13 protein-coding genes are annotated in these 16,876 nt (G+C 61.2%); 4 read left to right on the top strand and 9 right to left on the bottom strand.

Annotated features, from left to right (window positions below; all coding sequences use genetic code 11):
• Window positions 1–75: 75 nt before the first annotated feature.
• The 3 genes from Q9293_RS10590 to Q9293_RS10600 form a co-directional block, all read right to left on the bottom strand.
• Entirely contained in the window at window positions 76–1,188 is a 1,113-nt protein-coding gene (locus tag Q9293_RS10590; RefSeq protein WP_306246235.1) for a tetratricopeptide repeat protein, read from the bottom strand.
• A gap of 100 nt (window positions 1,189–1,288) precedes the next feature.
• Window positions 1,289–2,629 (bottom strand): M56 family metallopeptidase, encoded by a 1,341-nt coding sequence (locus Q9293_RS10595; protein WP_306246237.1) that lies wholly within the window; start codon window positions 2,627–2,629, stop codon window positions 1,289–1,291.
• Complete coding sequence (locus tag Q9293_RS10600; RefSeq protein ID WP_306246239.1) at window positions 2,626–3,012, bottom strand: BlaI/MecI/CopY family transcriptional regulator; 387 nt, start codon at window positions 3,010–3,012, stop codon at window positions 2,626–2,628. The genes Q9293_RS10595 and Q9293_RS10600 overlap by 4 nt, the downstream gene beginning before the upstream one ends.
• 408 nt (window positions 3,013–3,420) lie before the next feature.
• Between Q9293_RS10600 and Q9293_RS10605 the strand changes: the two genes are divergently transcribed.
• On the top strand, window positions 3,421–4,932 hold the full coding sequence (locus Q9293_RS10605; protein WP_306246241.1) for an oligosaccharide flippase family protein: 1,512 nt from the start codon (window positions 3,421–3,423) through the stop codon (window positions 4,930–4,932).
• Window positions 4,933–4,997: 65 nt separating this feature from the next.
• A complete protein-coding gene (locus Q9293_RS10610) occupies window positions 4,998–6,233 on the top strand; it encodes an O-antigen ligase (RefSeq protein WP_306246243.1) in 1,236 nt (411 codons plus the stop codon).
• Between the two features lie 8 nt (window positions 6,234–6,241).
• Here the strand turns inward: Q9293_RS10610 and Q9293_RS10615 are convergent, their stop codons facing one another.
• Together Q9293_RS10615 and Q9293_RS10620 are read right to left on the bottom strand one after the other, a co-directional pair.
• Window positions 6,242–6,982, bottom strand: a complete 741-nt coding sequence (locus Q9293_RS10615) for a DUF2334 domain-containing protein (RefSeq protein ID WP_306246245.1) — start codon at window positions 6,980–6,982, stop codon at window positions 6,242–6,244.
• A gap of 337 nt (window positions 6,983–7,319) precedes the next feature.
• Complete coding sequence (locus Q9293_RS10620; protein WP_306252458.1) at window positions 7,320–7,511, bottom strand: hypothetical protein; 192 nt, start codon at window positions 7,509–7,511, stop codon at window positions 7,320–7,322.
• Here Q9293_RS10620 and Q9293_RS10625 point away from each other — a divergent pair.
• Entirely contained in the window at window positions 7,446–8,588 is a 1,143-nt protein-coding gene (locus Q9293_RS10625; protein ID WP_306246247.1) for a glycosyltransferase family 4 protein, read from the top strand. The genes Q9293_RS10620 and Q9293_RS10625 overlap by 66 nt on opposite strands.
• A gap of 15 nt (window positions 8,589–8,603) precedes the next feature.
• On the top strand, window positions 8,604–10,325 hold the full coding sequence (locus Q9293_RS10630; protein WP_306246250.1) for a hypothetical protein: 1,722 nt from the start codon (window positions 8,604–8,606) through the stop codon (window positions 10,323–10,325).
• On the opposite strand, the gene asnB is transcribed toward Q9293_RS10630, so the two are convergent.
• The 4 genes from asnB to Q9293_RS10650 all read right to left on the bottom strand — a co-directional run bounded on the left by asnB (window position 10,326) and on the right by Q9293_RS10650 (window position 16,876).
• Window positions 10,326–12,257: an asparagine synthase (glutamine-hydrolyzing) gene (gene asnB, locus Q9293_RS10635; RefSeq protein WP_306246252.1), complete on the bottom strand. Its 1,932-nt coding sequence runs from the start codon at window positions 12,255–12,257 to the stop codon at window positions 10,326–10,328.
• 2 nt (window positions 12,258–12,259) lie between these two features.
• Window positions 12,260–13,009, bottom strand: coding sequence for a hypothetical protein (locus tag Q9293_RS10640; protein ID WP_306246254.1), 750 nt, complete (start codon window positions 13,007–13,009; stop codon window positions 12,260–12,262).
• A 388-nt stretch (window positions 13,010–13,397) separates the two neighbouring features.
• Entirely contained in the window at window positions 13,398–15,143 is a 1,746-nt protein-coding gene (locus Q9293_RS10645; protein ID WP_306246256.1) for a right-handed parallel beta-helix repeat-containing protein, read from the bottom strand.
• Between the two features lie 377 nt (window positions 15,144–15,520).
• Window positions 15,521–16,876 carry a sigma-54 dependent transcriptional regulator gene (locus Q9293_RS10650; protein WP_306246258.1) on the bottom strand — a complete coding sequence of 452 codons (1,356 nt, stop codon included), beginning with the start codon at window positions 16,874–16,876 and terminating at the stop codon, window positions 15,521–15,523.

Below are 16,876 nucleotides of genomic sequence, written 5' to 3' on the forward strand. Positions count from 1 at the left end.
GGCCGGGCCTCCGGGGCCCGCGCAACGGTTACCAGAGGTCAGGTGTGGGATGACGCAGGATCCGCCACGAGCTGGCTATTTCGTTTCCTGGAACAGCAGGTCCTTCACCTCCTGAGCCCCGGGTTCGCCTGCCTGAATGGCGCGGTCCAGCCACTGCCTCGCGGCGACCTTGTCCGCGGGAATGGACTTGCCATGAAAGAGCAGCACGCCTGTCTCGAGCATGGCCTCGGAGCTGCCCCTTTCGGCGGCCTTCAGATACCAGATGAACGCCTCGCGTTCGGCCGGTTCCCCGAGCTTCGTCAACCGCTTGGCGATCGCCAGCAGATCAGCCACTTCGCCGGAGGTGGTGGCTTCCCGCAGGGCCGCCAGTTCCCGCTGGGTCTCCGGGGCGTTGTATTCCGCCAGGGTCTCCTTCTGGTACGTGCTCCAGTCCCGGGTTTCCGGCGCAGCGTGAGGCACCGCCGATCGGACAGCCAGGATGCCGCCGGATTCCAGATCCACCGCCAAGGCGTGTCCGCGGCGGGTCTCCACCCAAAGGGCCTGCTCGCTGAGGCTGATCCAGCTTGGCGCTTCGCCCTCCGTCCAGGTTCGCCAGTTGTGCTGACTGGGAAAGCCCCGCTCCTTCCAGGCCCAGGCCAGGTGCCCAGGCGCCCAGAGCAGGCGCACGGTCTTCTTGCCGACATCGAGATCTTGCCCTTCCTGGGGCCGCTGGAAGGGTGCCCAATTCGCAGGGAACACCAGGCCGGGCACCGGACGCACCAGGCTCTGCCCGATGGCCGCCAAGGCCCATGTGAAGCCATCGGCTTGGCCCCGGGCGAAGGCGTCACTCTTCGCGCCGCTGGCGGGAACCATCAGCAGCCCCGTTTCGGAATCCACCTCCACCACAGGCGCGGCGACCACCCGCTCCACCCCCTCCGGCAGCGGACCCATGGCTTGAGGCGCCGCGCTCGGCTGGTGCAGGACGGGCCGGAAGGGCCGCACGCCTGCCTTCAACGATTGATGGACCATGGCCGCGCCATCACCAAACCCTGCCTCATACTCAGCGCGCTCATCGGCGCTGAGACCGGCCACGTTCCGCGCCAGGGCCGCCTGCACCTGCTGTGGCCAGACATCGATGCGGGGCTTGTTGCAGCCGCCCAGCATCAGGAGAGACAAAGGAAGAAAACCCTTGAGCCAAACGTTCACCATCAACCTCGAACCAGGCGGATTCCAAAACGAAGCGGGCCCACATCGCGCTGCACTTTCTCCGGATGGCCGTTCCCAGCCACCCGGAGAAAGTGAAACAGCATTAGAGCAACCTGAAAGGCATGGTCAGCTTGAAGCGGGCGGGCACAGACTTCCCGTTCAGCTTGGCCGGCTCGAAGATCCAGGCCTTGGCGTAGTCCACGGCGCACTCATGCAGTTCTTCGGGGCCAGAAATGGCCTTGGCCGAGGACACCAGGCCTTCCACATCGATGGTGAGGAGCACCACCACGGTACCCTGGATGCCGGCCTCCTTGGCCTCAGGCGGATAGGACGGCGCCTCCGGTTGATGCTTGATGACGATCTGTTTGAAGTCCATATCGACCGGTTCCTCGGCCTTGGTCTCGGACTTGGGAGCGGCTGTCGGCTTCAGCTCATCGGCAGGTCTTGCGGTGAGGCTGGCCGTTCCCAGCATGGCTGCCAGCAGGCAGGCGGGAAGCAGGAAGAGCGCCGGGGAAATCGCGCCTGACATGGGACGGGGACGGAGAAGGCGTTGGATGCGGGACATGAGTCGACCTCCACTGGCCGCAACGGCCAGATCGGGAATCAGCTTGGGCTGGGTTCGCAGTTCCTCCAGCCCCAGGAGGGCAGAGGCGTACAGGATCGGATCGCCGCAGGCCTGCACTGCCGCATCATCGCAGCAGTGCTCACGCTCCTGGCGGATGCGCCCGGAGAGCCACCAGACGGCGGGGTGGTAGAACAGGAGCGATTCGGCGAGGGTCTGGACGAGGTTCGCCAGGTAGTCCCCGCGGCGGATATGGGCCAGTTCATGAATCAGCAAAGCTTCCAGGGCTTCGGGTGGCATGGCCAGGAAGGCGCTGGTTGGCACGAGTATCACGGGCCGCAGCCATCCGAGCACCAGCAGCGAATCCACGCTGCGGGAACTGGCGAAGCGCACCATGCGGCGAATGCCGGATGTTCGGTGAAGGGCATCAAAGCGCCGCTGCCAATCGTTCGGTGGCGGTTCAGCTCCGTCCAGGCAGGGCCCGTAAAGCCAGACCAATCCCCCTGCGACTTTGAAGAGACGAAGGCCAAGACCCAGTCCCCAGACCAAAGTCAGCCAGGGCACCCAGGAGGCGATGGAAGCCCATAGCTGGGGCCACCTTCCGCCAAACGAGTTTGAGCCTAGGATCGGGGCCAACAGCGCCCCTTCCGCGGAAAGCGCCGCATTCCCATGCGGGAGCATCCAGACAAAGGTTCCAGCGAAGGCCAGGATGATGATGGCCAGGCTGGTGGCCGCCAGCCGGTAGCGGATGGCAGGTGCCCAATCCCGGGCTGCGTGGAGACATCCGGCCGCCAGGAGGCCGACCACCGCCCCCTGCCAGAGGCTGTGCAGCAGGGCCCAGCCCAGAGCCCGCGCCAGGGGTAGCAAATCAAATGCGTTCATGAAGCCCTCCCCTTGGCGGCCTTCAACATCTGGCGGATGTCCTCCAATTCCTCGGCCGAGGCGGGCTCGGCTTCAAGGGCCTGGAGGACGAGTTCCCGGCGGCTGCCTGCGAAGGCCTTGTGCAAGAGCTCCTTCAGCAGGCAGCGCTGGGTTTCAGCTTCACCTTGGAGTGGCCGGTAGGTGTGGGAACGCGCGCGTTCGTCCCGCGCCACCAGGCCCTTCTCCACCATGATCTGCATGAGCTTCAGCACAGTGGTGTAGCCCATGTCCCGGTCCTTCGACAGCTCGGTGTGCACATCCCGAACCGTCGCAGGCCCCCGGGCCCAGAGCACCCGGAGGATGGCGAGCTCGCCATCGGAAGGGCGGATGGGCGCGGTGGACATGGAGCCTCCAGGGGGTCTGGAGACAACATACGAACCAGTTCGTAATTTGTCAACGAACTGGTTCGTACTTTTTTGGGGAACCTTCAAGTGCTGTCCGACCCGTCGACAGGGAACACCTATGTGGGCAGCCCTTTGCGAGATTGTTTTTTTCAGACATGTTTTAAAAGGTGATTGGTTTTGATCTAACATGGAGTGAGTTGATATGGCCCGTCCCGGGTTCGTTGAGTTCCCCACGTGTGTCCATCCAGGAGTCGCAGGGCCATGGGGATTTCAAAACCGGAGGTGGGCCGTTTTCGGTGGTTCAGAACCTACCGGTTGTTGAACGGCAGAGCGGGACAGCCCCCCTTCTGGCCCAGCCCCAAGGTTCCCATTCCAATATCCGGTTGCCCCTTGATTGAGGTGAGGTAGATGTCGCTAGTCCAGACCTGGATCGCTCGATTCAAACAATTGTTCGAAGGCTCATCTTTCGCCAAGCATGTGATGGTGGTGAGCGGCAGCGTCTTCATCGGGCAGGCGCTCAGTGTGGTGGTCGGTCCGATCAACTCCCGCCTCTACACACCGGGAGACTATGGAACCCTGGCCGTGTTCGGGGCCATCTTCAGCCTGACGGGCGTGGTGGGAACCCTCCAATACGAAATGGCCCTGGGAACCATCGAGGATGACTCAGAGGCCTTCCATGTGCTGGTCCTGTGCCTTCTCTTCACCGGGGTATGGGTTGCGGGATCAGTCGTTGTCACCGTGTTTGCGGGTGCACCCTTCGCCCGCTGGATATCCAAGGGCGACGAACAGTTCGGCCGTTTCCTCTGGTATCTCCCCCTGGGCATTGGATTCGTCTGCCTGTACAGCGCGCTCTCCCGTTGGGCCATGCGCAAGCGGGCCTTCCCGAAGCTATCCCTGACCTCCGTGCTCTCAGGGGTCATCGCATCATCATGCACGGTGGGACTGGGATTCCTGCATGCCGGGCTCATGGGGCTGGTCGTCGGGTCATTGGCTGCCAATGTCTATCAGACAGGAACACTGTCCCATCTGGCTTTCTCGGATTACCGGACCCAGCGCCAAGGCTTCAGCTTCGAAAAGCTGAAGGCTGCCGCCAAGCGCCACTACCGCTATCCGCTCTACACCACCTGGTCCGTTCTTCTGAACAGCCTCAGCGTCTACATTCCCGTCTTCCTGCTCGCCAAGGGATTCGGAAGCGTCTGCACGGGCCAGTTCTCTCTCAGCCAGCGTCTGCTCTTTCTTCCTACGATGTTGATCAGCGGGGCGATCACGCCGGTGTTCTATTCCAGGGCCAAGCAGGCTCAACAAGAGGGCAAACTCACCAGCCTGACCCTGCGCCTGATCAACAGCATCAGTGGAGTGAACGCTTTCTTCCCTGTGTTTCTGGCCCTGTTCGGTGAGTTGATCTTCGTCATGGTCTTCGGGGCCAAATGGCGCAGGGCAGGCCAGTACTCGGCAGCGTTGGCGCCGTGGGTTTTCTTCAGCTTCCTGGTCTATCCCCTTGAGGCACTGCCTCTGATTCTGGAACGCCAACGCACCAGTTTTCTGTTCCAAATCGCCCAGTTCATTCTGCGGGCCGGATCGCTGATGGTGGGAATCGCCTTCCACAATGACCTTCTCGCCATGTGGCTTTTCGGAGGCACCAGCGCCCTGTACATGCTGGTTTACTTCGTATGGCTCTTCAAACTCGTCGACGGCCCCATTCCCAAGGTGCTTGGAAAATTGGGGAAGGACCTGGGCCTGTCCCTGGTGTGCTTCGGAGGCTGCCGACTGATACTGTGGTGGTCGCACGGCAACTTGATCCTTACGGCCTGCTTCCTGGTTCCCATTCTGGTCTTCTTCAGCATCCGCGGCGTCCGTCAGATCCTCCAGGGAAAGCAGGAAGCGATTGCCGCTGAAGCACAACCTGAGCCCCTGTCCTGATGTCCCTACTCACAAGGTTTTCCGAGCAACCCGCTGACGGAAAGATCACCCTGTCATATGTTGTGATGGTGATCATCCTCACGATCATGATCGAAGGCGCCTTGCCTTCCATTATTTACGTCTCTTCTCGGAACACCCTTTGGCTGGTGTGGGCCATCTTTTTCACCTGCATCATCATTCTCGGCTTGCAGTTGTGGCTGCCCCGCCTGATCCGGCCTGCCCTGCCCCTGGTTGCCTGGCTGACGATCTACATCTGCTGGGGGACCCTCGCAGCGCCCTATCCGATCCTGGCTTCGGGATTACGGCTCTGGTTTCGTTTTCTCTGCATCATCGGAGCCATGGCGATTGTGACCAGCCATCCGAGGCGATTTCGGTTCTTCGCCAACGCCACACAGTGGGGGCTTCTGGGAAACCTGCTGGTGACCATGTGGCTCATTTCGTTCCCGGAGTATCAACAACACCCATTCTTCTTGCGCATCAACGCCACCCTCGGTTCAGACCGCTTCGCCGGACTTTGGGGGAACGCCAACGAGGCCGGATTGGCGGCCCTTTTCCTACTTGTGCTCTCATTCTGGGCCAGCCGATGGATCGCTTGGCTGGGCCGGATTTCAGGGGTCTTGATCATCTACCTGACGGCCAGCCGAACCGCGTTCTGGATCGCGATCATGCTCGCCTTGCTCTACCTCATCTTTGCCGCCAGCAAGAAAAGAAAGGTCCAGGCGGTCCTGGTTGCCACGGTCCTGCTCCTTTTCGGAGTGGGCTTCCTGAGTTCCTCGAAAGGTGGCGGATTCAGCTTCATCAAAGAGAGCCCCACGCTTTCGCGCGTGCTCGACCTGAGTGAATCCAAGACTCGAGAACGGGGCGAGGAATCCCGGATGGATCTTGCCAAACAGTGGCTGCCCTTTATCGCCCGGGAACCTTGGTACGGATACGGTTTATACAGCGCGGAAGGGGATGAATCCAAGGAAACCCTGACGAGACGTGGCTTCCCGGGACAGGGCACCCACAACCTGTACATGGCTTTGTTTGTTGATGCGGGCTGGGTGGGATTGCTGACCTTCCTCGCCACCATCGCTTTCCACATCTCACGTACTCGGCAGCAGCCCCTGGAACCATCGGTTCATCGAATGTTGTTTGCCCTGTGCTTCATCCTGCTCGCCTTCTCGTTGGCCAATCACCAGATGCTGACGGACTTCACCGGTTGGATCGGGTTCTCCCTCCTCTTTCTCCTTCCCATGAGTCCGGCGCTGAGGGATCTCGATCATTTCGATTCGAGTCTGCCGCCACACGGATTCCGCTGAAGACCCCATCAGCGGGCGGCGGGCCTGGAGCCGGTCCAATTCCGCAGGGTTTTTGAAAGCGCGGGGCGAAGGCGGTGCCCCCACATCAGGCTGTAGGAGGCTTGGAGGCGGTCCAACCAGGGCCGCCTCAACCCTGAGAACGCCTTCACCACCGAAGGCAAGTCCGTGATGCGGTCCGAATACAGCGCGAGCATGTCGCCGAACCACTCCACCCTTTCGTCCGTCCAGGAGTTGTGGTGATTGCAAACGGTCCACACGCCTGAAGACTTCGCCTGGAAGGACCACAGCTGTTGGGGAATCCAAGTCATGCCCGCTGCATCCGTGAAGGGGCGTGAGCCCAATCCGTCACTGATGACCGAGACGCCCAATTTCCCAAGAATCTCCACCGTACAGGCGTCAAAGGAATGGGAGGGCGCAACCCAGGCGTCCGCCCGGACGCCTTGCTCGGCGAAAATGGCCAAGCCGCTGCTGAGCTTGCGCTCCTGCTCCTGATAGGAGAGCCCTGCGAACTCACTTTGAGCGGTCACTCCAATCATTCCGGGATTCTTGTTCACGTAGACATGCTGGAACCCGTGAAGCGCAATGGTGTAGCCCCTGGCCTGCCAAGTGCGAACACGGTCCCAGAAGGCTGGATTCGGGGCATCGACCATCAATTTCGGATCCCGGTTGTCAGGAACCACTGCGAGAATCGGGCGCACGGAGTATCTCAACAGGTGGGCCTCGATGGCCTCCCAGGCCTTCCAGTTCATCGTCGGGCAGATGTCGTCGAATCGGATCAGATAGTGGGCCCCGTTTGATAAGGGTGTCGCACGGGCGGCATTGGAACCGTCGGTGTTCCACGATGCATTTGGCTGGCTGTTCACGTTACTCATAAATGGGAAGGGCCTTTCAGGACAGGAATGCGCACGAAGGCTCCAGGTTATCAGAGTCGATTTCATCCAGGACCAATCAAGGAAAATGGTGCCCACTGGCCGCATTCCACTAAAGCCAGGACCACTCAAACGATGACCTGGAGATCGTCATCAGCGCCGGTGCAACACACGGCTGTCACCGGCCGGGTTCCAAAATGAACCAGTGCGGTTCCAGTCAAGTGACAGGTCCACTCTCATGCGTAAAGCCAGGAATTTCGGGCAGATCGCCTTGACTTTTGGCTTGGAATCGGTTGACATCAAAGGCCGTGCAGCGGGCCGTAGCGTTGAATTCCAGGGCTGGATGCCGTTCTGTCAGAAAGGCAACAAAGTGAAAGTCTGCTTTTTCATTTGGGCCTTGGTCGCTCATGGCGCGGAACGCGTCTCCTCCATCCTGGCCAATGAGTGGGCGGCGAAGGAAGGCTGGGAGACGACCTTCCTGACCATGGACAAACCCGATTCAAAACCCTTCTACCCTTTGGCGGAATCCATTGAAGTCCGGCCTTTGAACTTGTTGAAACCGAGTCAGTCCCCATTGTCTGCCCTTGCCAACAACCTCGAGCGCATCCGAACCCTTCGCCGAGAGATCCAAAGGATTCGGCCAGACGTCCTGATCTCCTTCATCGACAAGGAGAACGCACTGATGGTCATGGCCTCACGAGGCCTTGGCATTCCCGTGATCATCTCAGAGCGCACCGATCCATCTCGAAGATCCCTGGGCCGGTTCTGGGAAGGCATCCGCAACCTGACCTATCCCCGCGCGGACGTGATCGTGTTCCAGTCACAGGCCGTCCTGGATTGGTTCCCTCCCAAGGTTCGCGCTCGGGGCGTGGTCATCCCGAACCCTGTGCCCCTGCCACCCCTTCCACCGGTGGCACCTCCCACGGCAGGCCAGAACCTGCGCATGGTTGCCTTGGGCCGACTGTCTCCCGTCAAGGGTTTCGATGTCCTGGTGGCTGCCTTCGCCGCGGCATCCGCCAGGGCCCCGCAGTGGGAATTGGAGGTCTGGGGCGAAGGTTCAGAGCGGAAGGCCTTGGAGCAGATGGTCCGAGATCTGGACATGGAGCAGCGCATTCATTTCAAGGGCCTGACGGATCGCCCTTTCGATGTCTTGTGCGCCGCCGACCTCTTTGTCATGTCCTCGCATGCCGAGGGCTTTCCCAATGCCTTGGTTGAGGCCATGGCCTGTGGCTGCCCTGTCATCAGCACTCGGTTCGGTGGGGCTGTGAACGAAATCATCCAGGACGGAGTGAACGGGCGGCTGGTCCCCCCCGCCAACCCAGAGGCACTGGCCGAGGCCATGGTGCAGTTGATGAACGATCCGGAGGATCGGGCCCGCCTCGGCAAACGGGCCCTGGAAGTGGTGGAGAGGTTTTCCACGGAACGGGTGGTTGGCATGTGGGAAGATGCCATCAACCGCGCCATCGCCTCCCAACGCCCCCGATAAGTCCGGAGGGATCCCTTGTCCAATCTCATCTATGCCCTGTGGCGTGCGCCTGAAGATGCCCTGGACGGGGCGATGCTGGGCCTGGTGGCAGATCGGATCGCCCCCTCGAGCTCGTCGCTGCGCCCGCACCATTTGGTGATCACTCCTGAAGAAGCCCTTTGTCTGACGGGACCCCTCGGTGCATCAGCGGTTGAGGGCATGTCGGCCCACCTGGGGGCGTTCCAAGGGGCTTGGCCCGATTGGCATGTGCCAGGATCAGCCGTCCCCGAGGGCACCTTCGCACTCATCCGTTCAAACAAGGCTACGACTGAGCTTTGTTCGGATTTCGCCGGTTCGCGCACGCTCTGGTACGTCCAGACCCAAAAGGGGTTTTTCGCAGCCACGTCCCAGCGGGCTCTCATTTGCCTGTTGGAAGGCTTTGACGTCAACCGGGCTGCCGCTGCCTGGTTCCTCTCCTCAGGCTCTCTGGGCCCCACCGACGGCTGGGATGAACGCATCCAGCGATTGCCTCAAGGTTCGCGCCTGGTGCTGGACAAGCGACATTGGAGCCTGCAACTCCAGACATCACCCATCGCGTTCCATCCGAAGCCCAGAAAGGCGAATGAGTGTCGGCGTGACTTAGAGGAAATCCTGCTGGAAGCCATTCAGGGATTCGATTTCACCTCCGGCCATTGGGCTTTCCCGTTGTCCGGCGGCTACGATTGCAGATTCATCCTCTCGGCCCTCTACGCGAAGGGGCTGAGGCCCCGGACCATGACCTGGGGACTGGCCGCGTCACTCACCCAGCCTGGCAACGATGCCTTCATCGCGAAACAGCTGGCCAGCCACTTTGGCCTGCCGCATGAATACCTGCTGACCGAGCTTTCCGAAGAGCCGCCGACACACGTGGTAGATGCGTTCTTGGCGGCGAGCGGGGGAACGACGGACCAACTCTTCCCGTATTTGGATGGCCTCAGACTCTGGTCCTCATTCGCCGAGCAGGGCATCGGTGGTGTCATCCGAGGCGATGAAGGGTTCGGTTGGATTCCAGTCTCTTCCGCGCCTCAGGCCAGGTCCTCGGTCGGATTGCTGGTGCTGACGGATTTCATGGACGAGGCCACGGCCGAGCGCCTTTCCGGAGGAAGGCAGCACATCCCCGAACCGCTGAAACAGCGAGAGGACGAGACCCTCGCCACCTACCGGGATCGCCTCTACCATGCCTTCCGCATTCCCATCGGCTTGGCGGCTTTGAATGACGTCAAGGCCCCCTTTGTCGAGATCGCCAGTCCCCTGCTCTCCAGACAGGTGCTGGCCTTTGTCCGCGAGATGCCCGATCCGATGCGGACCGACAAAGGGCTGTTCAAGGACATCGCCAAATCAGCCAGTCCGCCGATTCCCTACGCCACCATGGGGGCCGACGACGATCGAAACGGCTTTCTGGATTCTCCAGTGTACTCCCGCTGGCTGGAAGAGGAGCTCGGGTCGGAAACAGCCCAAAGCATCCTTCCCGATGCATTTCGGGAAACCCTTCTGGCCGGGGTGCGCAAAGCACCTTCACCCATGGCACCGAACCGCTCCCTGCGAGCAGCTCTCAAGCGCATCATCCCAACCTCATGGGTTCGGATGGTTCGCGCGCAGATGGGCCCGGTCCTGCCGGGAACCCGACTTCTGGCACTCCGAGCATCACTCATCTGCCGAATGGTCCGGCTGCTCGAAGAGGATTCGATGGCGTTGGGAAAGGCCAGAAAAGGGCTGTAATCAGTCCTCTGCACACCAGCGGGCGTACCACGCCTTGAACATCAGCAGCTTCCAGAGCAGGACACCGTGGGAGCGCAACGACTGCTGGTGCTCTGTCCAGACGCGCGTGATGGCCTCGCTCGACAAAAGCTCCTGCAGTTCGGGATGGCGCGCATCGAGCAGGGCTTTCCCCCATGCCTTCAGGGGGCCCCTCAACCAATCCGCGATGGGGACGCTGAAGCCATGCTTCGGCCGATCAATGATCTCTTTCGGAACATGGCGTTCGAGCACCTGCCTCAACACCCACTTGCCCCGCCCGTCCCGGATCTTCATCCGCGCAGGCAACCGCCAGGCCAGGGCCACCACATCCGAATCCAGGAAGGGAACCCGTCCTTCCAGGCTCACCGACATGGTCGCCCGGTCGACCTTGGTCAAATATTCATCGGGCAGCACCATCATGGAATCGAGATACATGAAGGCATCCACCACATCATGCGGTTCCCTCAAAGCCAGCGGCTCCGTCAGCAGGTAGGGTGGAATGCGGGAAGAGTTCAAGAGTGATTCTGCCGCCCGGGACTGCCCAGCCACACGTTCGCGGTAGTACGTCACCGCATCCTTGAATCGGTAGAGGTGGGAACGGTACTTCAGGGCGTCACTCATGAACGCCGCCGACTTCCCGGGGAGAAGTCCGGCGGCGGAAGACAGGGTTGAGGTTCCCACCCCCATGGCCCATCGCACCCCCGCAGAATGGGAAAGGGCCCTGGACAGGCGCCCGCCGCAAGCGGAAAGGTGGTGGCTGTAGCCGCCAAACACCTCATCGCCACCATCCCCCGAGAGGCTGACGGTCACCTTCCGGCGAGCCAGCTGGGACACCAGACAGGTTGGGATCATGGCAGGGTCTGCGAACGGCTCGTCATAGAGATCCGGCAGGTCTGGGATGAGCCCCAGGAAATCTTTTGCGCTGACCATCCATTCCGAGTGATCGGTCCCGAGATGCTTGGCCACCGCCTGTGCGTGATGGGCCTCATTGAATGAATCCTCACGGAATCCAATGCAGAAGGTCTGCACCGGCCGGGAGCTCTGGGCCTGCATGAGGGCGACGATCAGCGAGGAGTCAACCCCTCCGGAGAGGAAGGCGCCCAGGGGCACATCTGCCACCATCTGCCGCCCCACGCTCTGAAACAGCGAGGCCTCGACCGCCTGGATCGCCTCCTGGTCCGTCCCTCCGAAGGGATTGGCGAGTCCCTCCTCAGCCACCTCGCGCAGGGTCCAGAAGGGGCGAGGCTGCATCTCCCCGCCAGGGCTCGTGAGGGTGAGGAGGTGCCCAGGGGCCAGCTTCCGTACACCGGCGTAGATGCTGTAGGGGCTGGGCACAAAGCCATGGCGGAAATACAGGGACAGAGCATCGGGATCGATCCGGGACGTGAAGGCCGGATGGGCGCGCAAGGCTTTCAGTTCTGAACCCCAAAGGAGGGTTCCGTTCAGCACGCCCACATAGAGGGGTTTGATGCCAAGGGGGTCCCGAGCCAGATGCAGGGTGCGTTCCTGCGTGTCCCACAGGGCGATCGCGAACATCCCATTCAATTGCCGGACCGCCGCCTCCACACCCCATTGCTCGATGGCGGCGAGGATCACTTCCGTATCCGAGTGCCCCCGGAAGGTCGCTCCGAGCCCTTCCAGAGTCTGGCGCAGTTCCTTGAAATTATAGATTTCGCCGTTGAAGGTGATGATGAACCGCCCGCTGGCGGAAGCCTTTGGCTGGTGCCCCTCCTCCGTCAGATCGAGGATGGAGAGGCGGCGGAACCCAAGGCCCAAACCGACCGGCGGATCGGTCCAGATGCCACCGTCGTCCGGACCGCGGAGAAGCAGACGATCCGTCATTCCCTGAACCTGTCCGTGCAGTGCATCGGCCTCCAGCGGGGCCCCGTGCCAGCATCCGGCGAATCCACACATGGTTATCTCCGGCCAATCAGTCGCGCAACCCAGACAGACACCTTCGCCCTCAGCGTAAGCAGGGCTTCGCCGTGATAGGTATGGATGGGCTCGCCACCGAACGATTCCTTGAATTGGTTGATGCCCAGCAGATCGGCGTTCTCTTTCCCTTCGTACCAACCGCCCCAATCGTACCAGGCCTTCCCTTCGGCCTTGAACCGCAGGATGTCCCGCCAATGCAACCATCGATTGGCCCGGCCAACCAAGGAGCGGAATCCATTGTCACTGCTGCCTCTGAAATTGGAGGCCGAAAAGAGCAGCCGCACGCGGTCACCGTGCGTGTAATAGGCGTGGTAAACCAGAGGTTCACCCTCGGGGGTCGTGGCCCTGGAAAGATCCAGCCTCCCCGCCCGGTGCATGAGGCGCAAATGGCCGACATCAAGCCCGGCCAACCCTTTCTGGGCCGCGAAGTCCTGATAGAACGTCACGAAAGCATCGAAAAAGGCTGCCTCTCCTTTCCAGATCTCCAGAAGGCAGCCATCCTTCTCCTCGGCGCGGCGAATTTTATAACGGTTATCCTTCTGAAGGCGCGCCGCCAGTGCATCTTCGTCGAGGGCAAGGTCGGTCACCAGGGAGAAGAAATCGGAAACCCCCTCCCCTTTCGGTGTGAGCGATTGACGGAACCGGATGATGTCCGGCTTGGATCCAGCCGGAAGTTGTTCGTCGAACCAGAGCTCGGCAATTTTCAGGCCGTGGGATTTCCAGAGAAGCATTCGATCCTTTCATCAGAAGCCCACGGGTAGGAATGGGATCAATCCGGCATTGCCATCCATGGCTCTCTGATTCCAATGGACCACATTCAGGGCACAGGCCTCAAGGGGAAAAGCATGAAAATTACCAAAGCAATACATCTATCTGAATCGTTTTAATACCCATAACAATCCCGCACCCCAGGGTGTGCCTACCGATCATCTCGAAAGACGGCCTGCCAGCAAAAGGATATGGATGAACGGGACCCCCACCAAGGCGATGCGCACCAAAGCAGGCATTCAGGTCCCCGCAAGGGTCTCTGAATGCCTGCTTCCCATCATCCCCAGGTCTTCCTTCCTGACCTGGGGCCCCTCCCTTTGTTTGCCCGGCGGAAGACGATTCCGTTCTGAATCACTGCCCGTTGCTGTTCACGGTGTTGGGGGCATAGGTCCCCGACGAGGCATCGTGGTAGATGCCCGTTCCCGCGTTACCGGTCACCGTGTTGTCCGTGACCACCGCCCCACTGCACCCCGTCAACAGCATCCCATCGCCCTTGTTGTTCATCACCCGGTTCCCGGTGATGGTCAGCTTCGTGGCCTGGCCATAGGTCTTGATCCCATTGTCCAGGTTGTCGTGGATGTAGTTGTTCCGGATGATGTTTGAATCGCAGCAGGAGAAGGCGATGCCGCCATCCTTGTAACTGGAGCCTCCGTTGCCGAAGACCTCGTTGTTCTCGATGATCGTGTTCGTCGCGAAGGTGTAGCTCATGTCGGCCTCTGAGGCGCCCTGCTGAATGCCGCCGCCCGCGTTGCCCGAGAAGATGCACTCGCTGATGTGGATGTTGTTGCAGGTCTGCCCGCCGTTCGGCTCCACGTCGATGCCGCACTCAGGGGCCGTGCCCTGGGTGTTCTTGAAGACCGAATTCTTCACCACCAGCCCATTGACGCTGGTGACGGACAATCCCTGGCGGCGGTTGTGGTCCGCGGTCACGTTGCAGAGGGTCACATTCGAGCAGAGGTCGGTGATGTAGAAGCCATCTCCCCAGCACTCTTTCGCGGTCACGCCCTGGATCACCACCTGATCCGAATTGTTGATGGAGAGGCCCATGCCCCATTCGCCACTGGTGCCCGAGTGGGCGCTGCGATCCCCCAGGAGGGTTCCGCCCACGACGTTGACCTTGCTGGCAAAACTGATGGCCACGATGGCGTAGGTTCCCGCCGAGTTCGGAATGGCTTTGAGGACAGCGCCTGCGGAAAGGCTCAGGGTCATGTTGCTCCCCAGGCGGATGCCCGAACTGTTCTGCTTCACCGCATTGATCATGTAGGTGCCATCGGGAATCAGCACCGTGCCGCCTGTTCCGCTCACCGCATTCACCGCCTTCTGGATGGCGGCCGTGTCATCGGTCGTGCCATCACCCTTGGCGCCATAGGCCGAATCCCGGACATTCACCACCGTGGAAGCGGTGGGCGCAGGAGCGCAGCCACTTTGGATCAGGATGGCGGACGTTGCCGATTTGCTGGTGTCGCCCACACTCATGGCCGTCACTGTGTCGCTGCCGCTGGCGGGTGCCGTGTAGAGGCCGCTGCTGTCGATGCTGCCGTGCTGGGCGGACCAGACCACGCTGCTGCTGAAGGCGCCGGTCCCCGTCACCGTGGCGGTGAACTGCTTCTGGGTTCCGCCGCTCATCGACCAGGAAGCGGGGCTGATGGCCACGGCCGTGACCGTGGGCACCACAGGATCGGAACCGATCACCGTGACAGTGGCCGTGGCGGACTTGGTGGGATCCTGCACACTCTTGACCGTCACCACATCGGTGCCGCTGGTGGCAGGAGCGCTGTAGAGGCCCGTTGCCGTGATCGTTCCCCGCTGGGCCGACCAGGTCACCGCCGAGTCATAGGATCCTGTGCCGGACACCGTGGTGGCGAACTGCTTTTGACTTCCTGCATTCAAAGACCAGGTGCTGGGGCTCACCACCACTGAAGTGATCGGGGTGGTCGGGGTCACGATGACTTGAGCACTGTCGGATTTGGTCGGATCCGACACGCTGGTGGCGGCCAACACGAAGTTTCCAACGTTCTTGGGGGCCGTGTAGGTGACCGAGTTCCCGCTGCCAGTGATGGTGCCCACCGTGGCGTTGCCGTTGGGGATGCTGTTCACCGTCCAGTTGACATCAGTATTGGTTGCTCCCGAAACCTGAGCCTTCAGAGGGACACTGCTGCCTGGGCTGACGCTGCTCGGAGCTGCCACCAGGGTCACGCTGACGGGACTGGACTGAGCAGATTGAGCATTTGCGGCACCACTCCCCCCGCACCCAAACTGGATCAATAGGCCGGCCAGAACAGTTGCCTGGATTGCGACAAGGCACCTTTCCATGTGCATAAGACCCCCGGTTCAGCCTGTTAAAGCAATGGGGGTGCCATGGAAAGTAGATTATTTTACATCCAGTTACTCCATATATTTCTTCTGTTAATAATCAAGCTTCGGAGGTCGCTCCCCCGGGAGGAGGCCGAAAGTCTGAATCCTGGATCCAGATTCTAGAATTTGGACGCGTCGGAACCGTAAGCCTTGAGCTTCTGGTAGAGGGTGCTTCGGGGGATGTCCAGCCGCTGTGCCGCCCGCCCAACATGCCCATCCTCCTCGCCAAGAACCTTGAGGACGTACTGCCGTTCGAGCTCCCGCAGGGTCAGATGGGTGGACGTCTCTGGCTGCCGACCGCCGGGGCTGACGGCGAAATCCAGATCCTCGGCCTCGATCACTGAGGACTTCACGCCCATCAGGGCCCGCTCCAGGACGTTCCGCAGTTCGCGGATGTTCCCCGGCCAGACATGCCTTTGCAGCTTCGCCAGCGCGCCTTCGGAGAGGCGCATGGCCGCCCGCCCGCAGTCGCTGGTCAGGCGGTTGAGGAGGATCTGTGCGAAAACGGGGATGTCCTCCGCCCGTTCGCGCAGGGGCGGCACCGCAATCTGGATGGCGCTGATGCGATAGAAGAGGTCGGACCGGAACTGCTGCTCCTGCACCAGCTGATCCAGCTTCTGGTGGGTGGCGGCGATCAGGCGGAAATCCACCTTCCGATCCTGGACTTCACCCAGGCGCCTGAAGCGTTTCTCCTCCAGGGCCTTGAGGATTTTCGGCTGGATCTGCAAATCCATGTCGCCAATCTCATCCAGGAACACCGTGCCGCGGTGGGCGGCCTCCAGCAGACCCACCTTGACCGCCGTCGCCCCGGTAAAGGCGCCCTTCTCGTGACCGAACAGTTCGGTATCCAGCAACTCCTTGCTGAAGCCGCCACAGTTGAGCTCCAGGAGGGGCTCAGCAGAGCGGGAGCTGTTCCGGTGGATCCAGCGCGCCAACTCGCTCTTCCCGGTTCCCGTCTCTCCCTGAATGAGGATGGGGCTTTCGGTGGCAGCGGCGAGTTGCGATTGTTCCTGCAGCCGCCTGATGGCGGGGCTCTGGCCGATGAAGGGGTCCACCGCCCGCTGCGGCTGGTCCACCGACTTGCGGGCCAACTGCTTTCGCCGGTTCTGCTGGTTCTCGAGCACCCGGTCCAGCACCACCAGGAGGGCTGGCAGATCCAGTGGCTTTACCAGAAACTGCTCAGCCCCAAGCTGAATGGCCTGCACGGCCAAGTCGATGCGCGCGTGGGCCGTGAGCAGGATGATGGGCACGCCATCGTCAATGGCCTTCAGCTTGGGAAGCAGTTCCAAGGCGTTCCCGTCTGGAAGCGAATAGTCCAGGGTGACGGCGTCGTAGACATCCGCGCGGTAGCGGATCTCCGCCTCGGCGCAGGTCTCGGCCTCATCCACGCTATAGCCATGGAGCTCGAGGTAATCCTTCAGGGCGAAGAGAATGATCTCGTCGTCATCCACCACCAGAATCTTCGCTTTCGCCAT

This window comes from Geothrix sp. PMB-07 (assembly GCF_030758935.1).
Classification (GTDB): domain Bacteria; phylum Acidobacteriota; class Holophagae; order Holophagales; family Holophagaceae; genus Geothrix.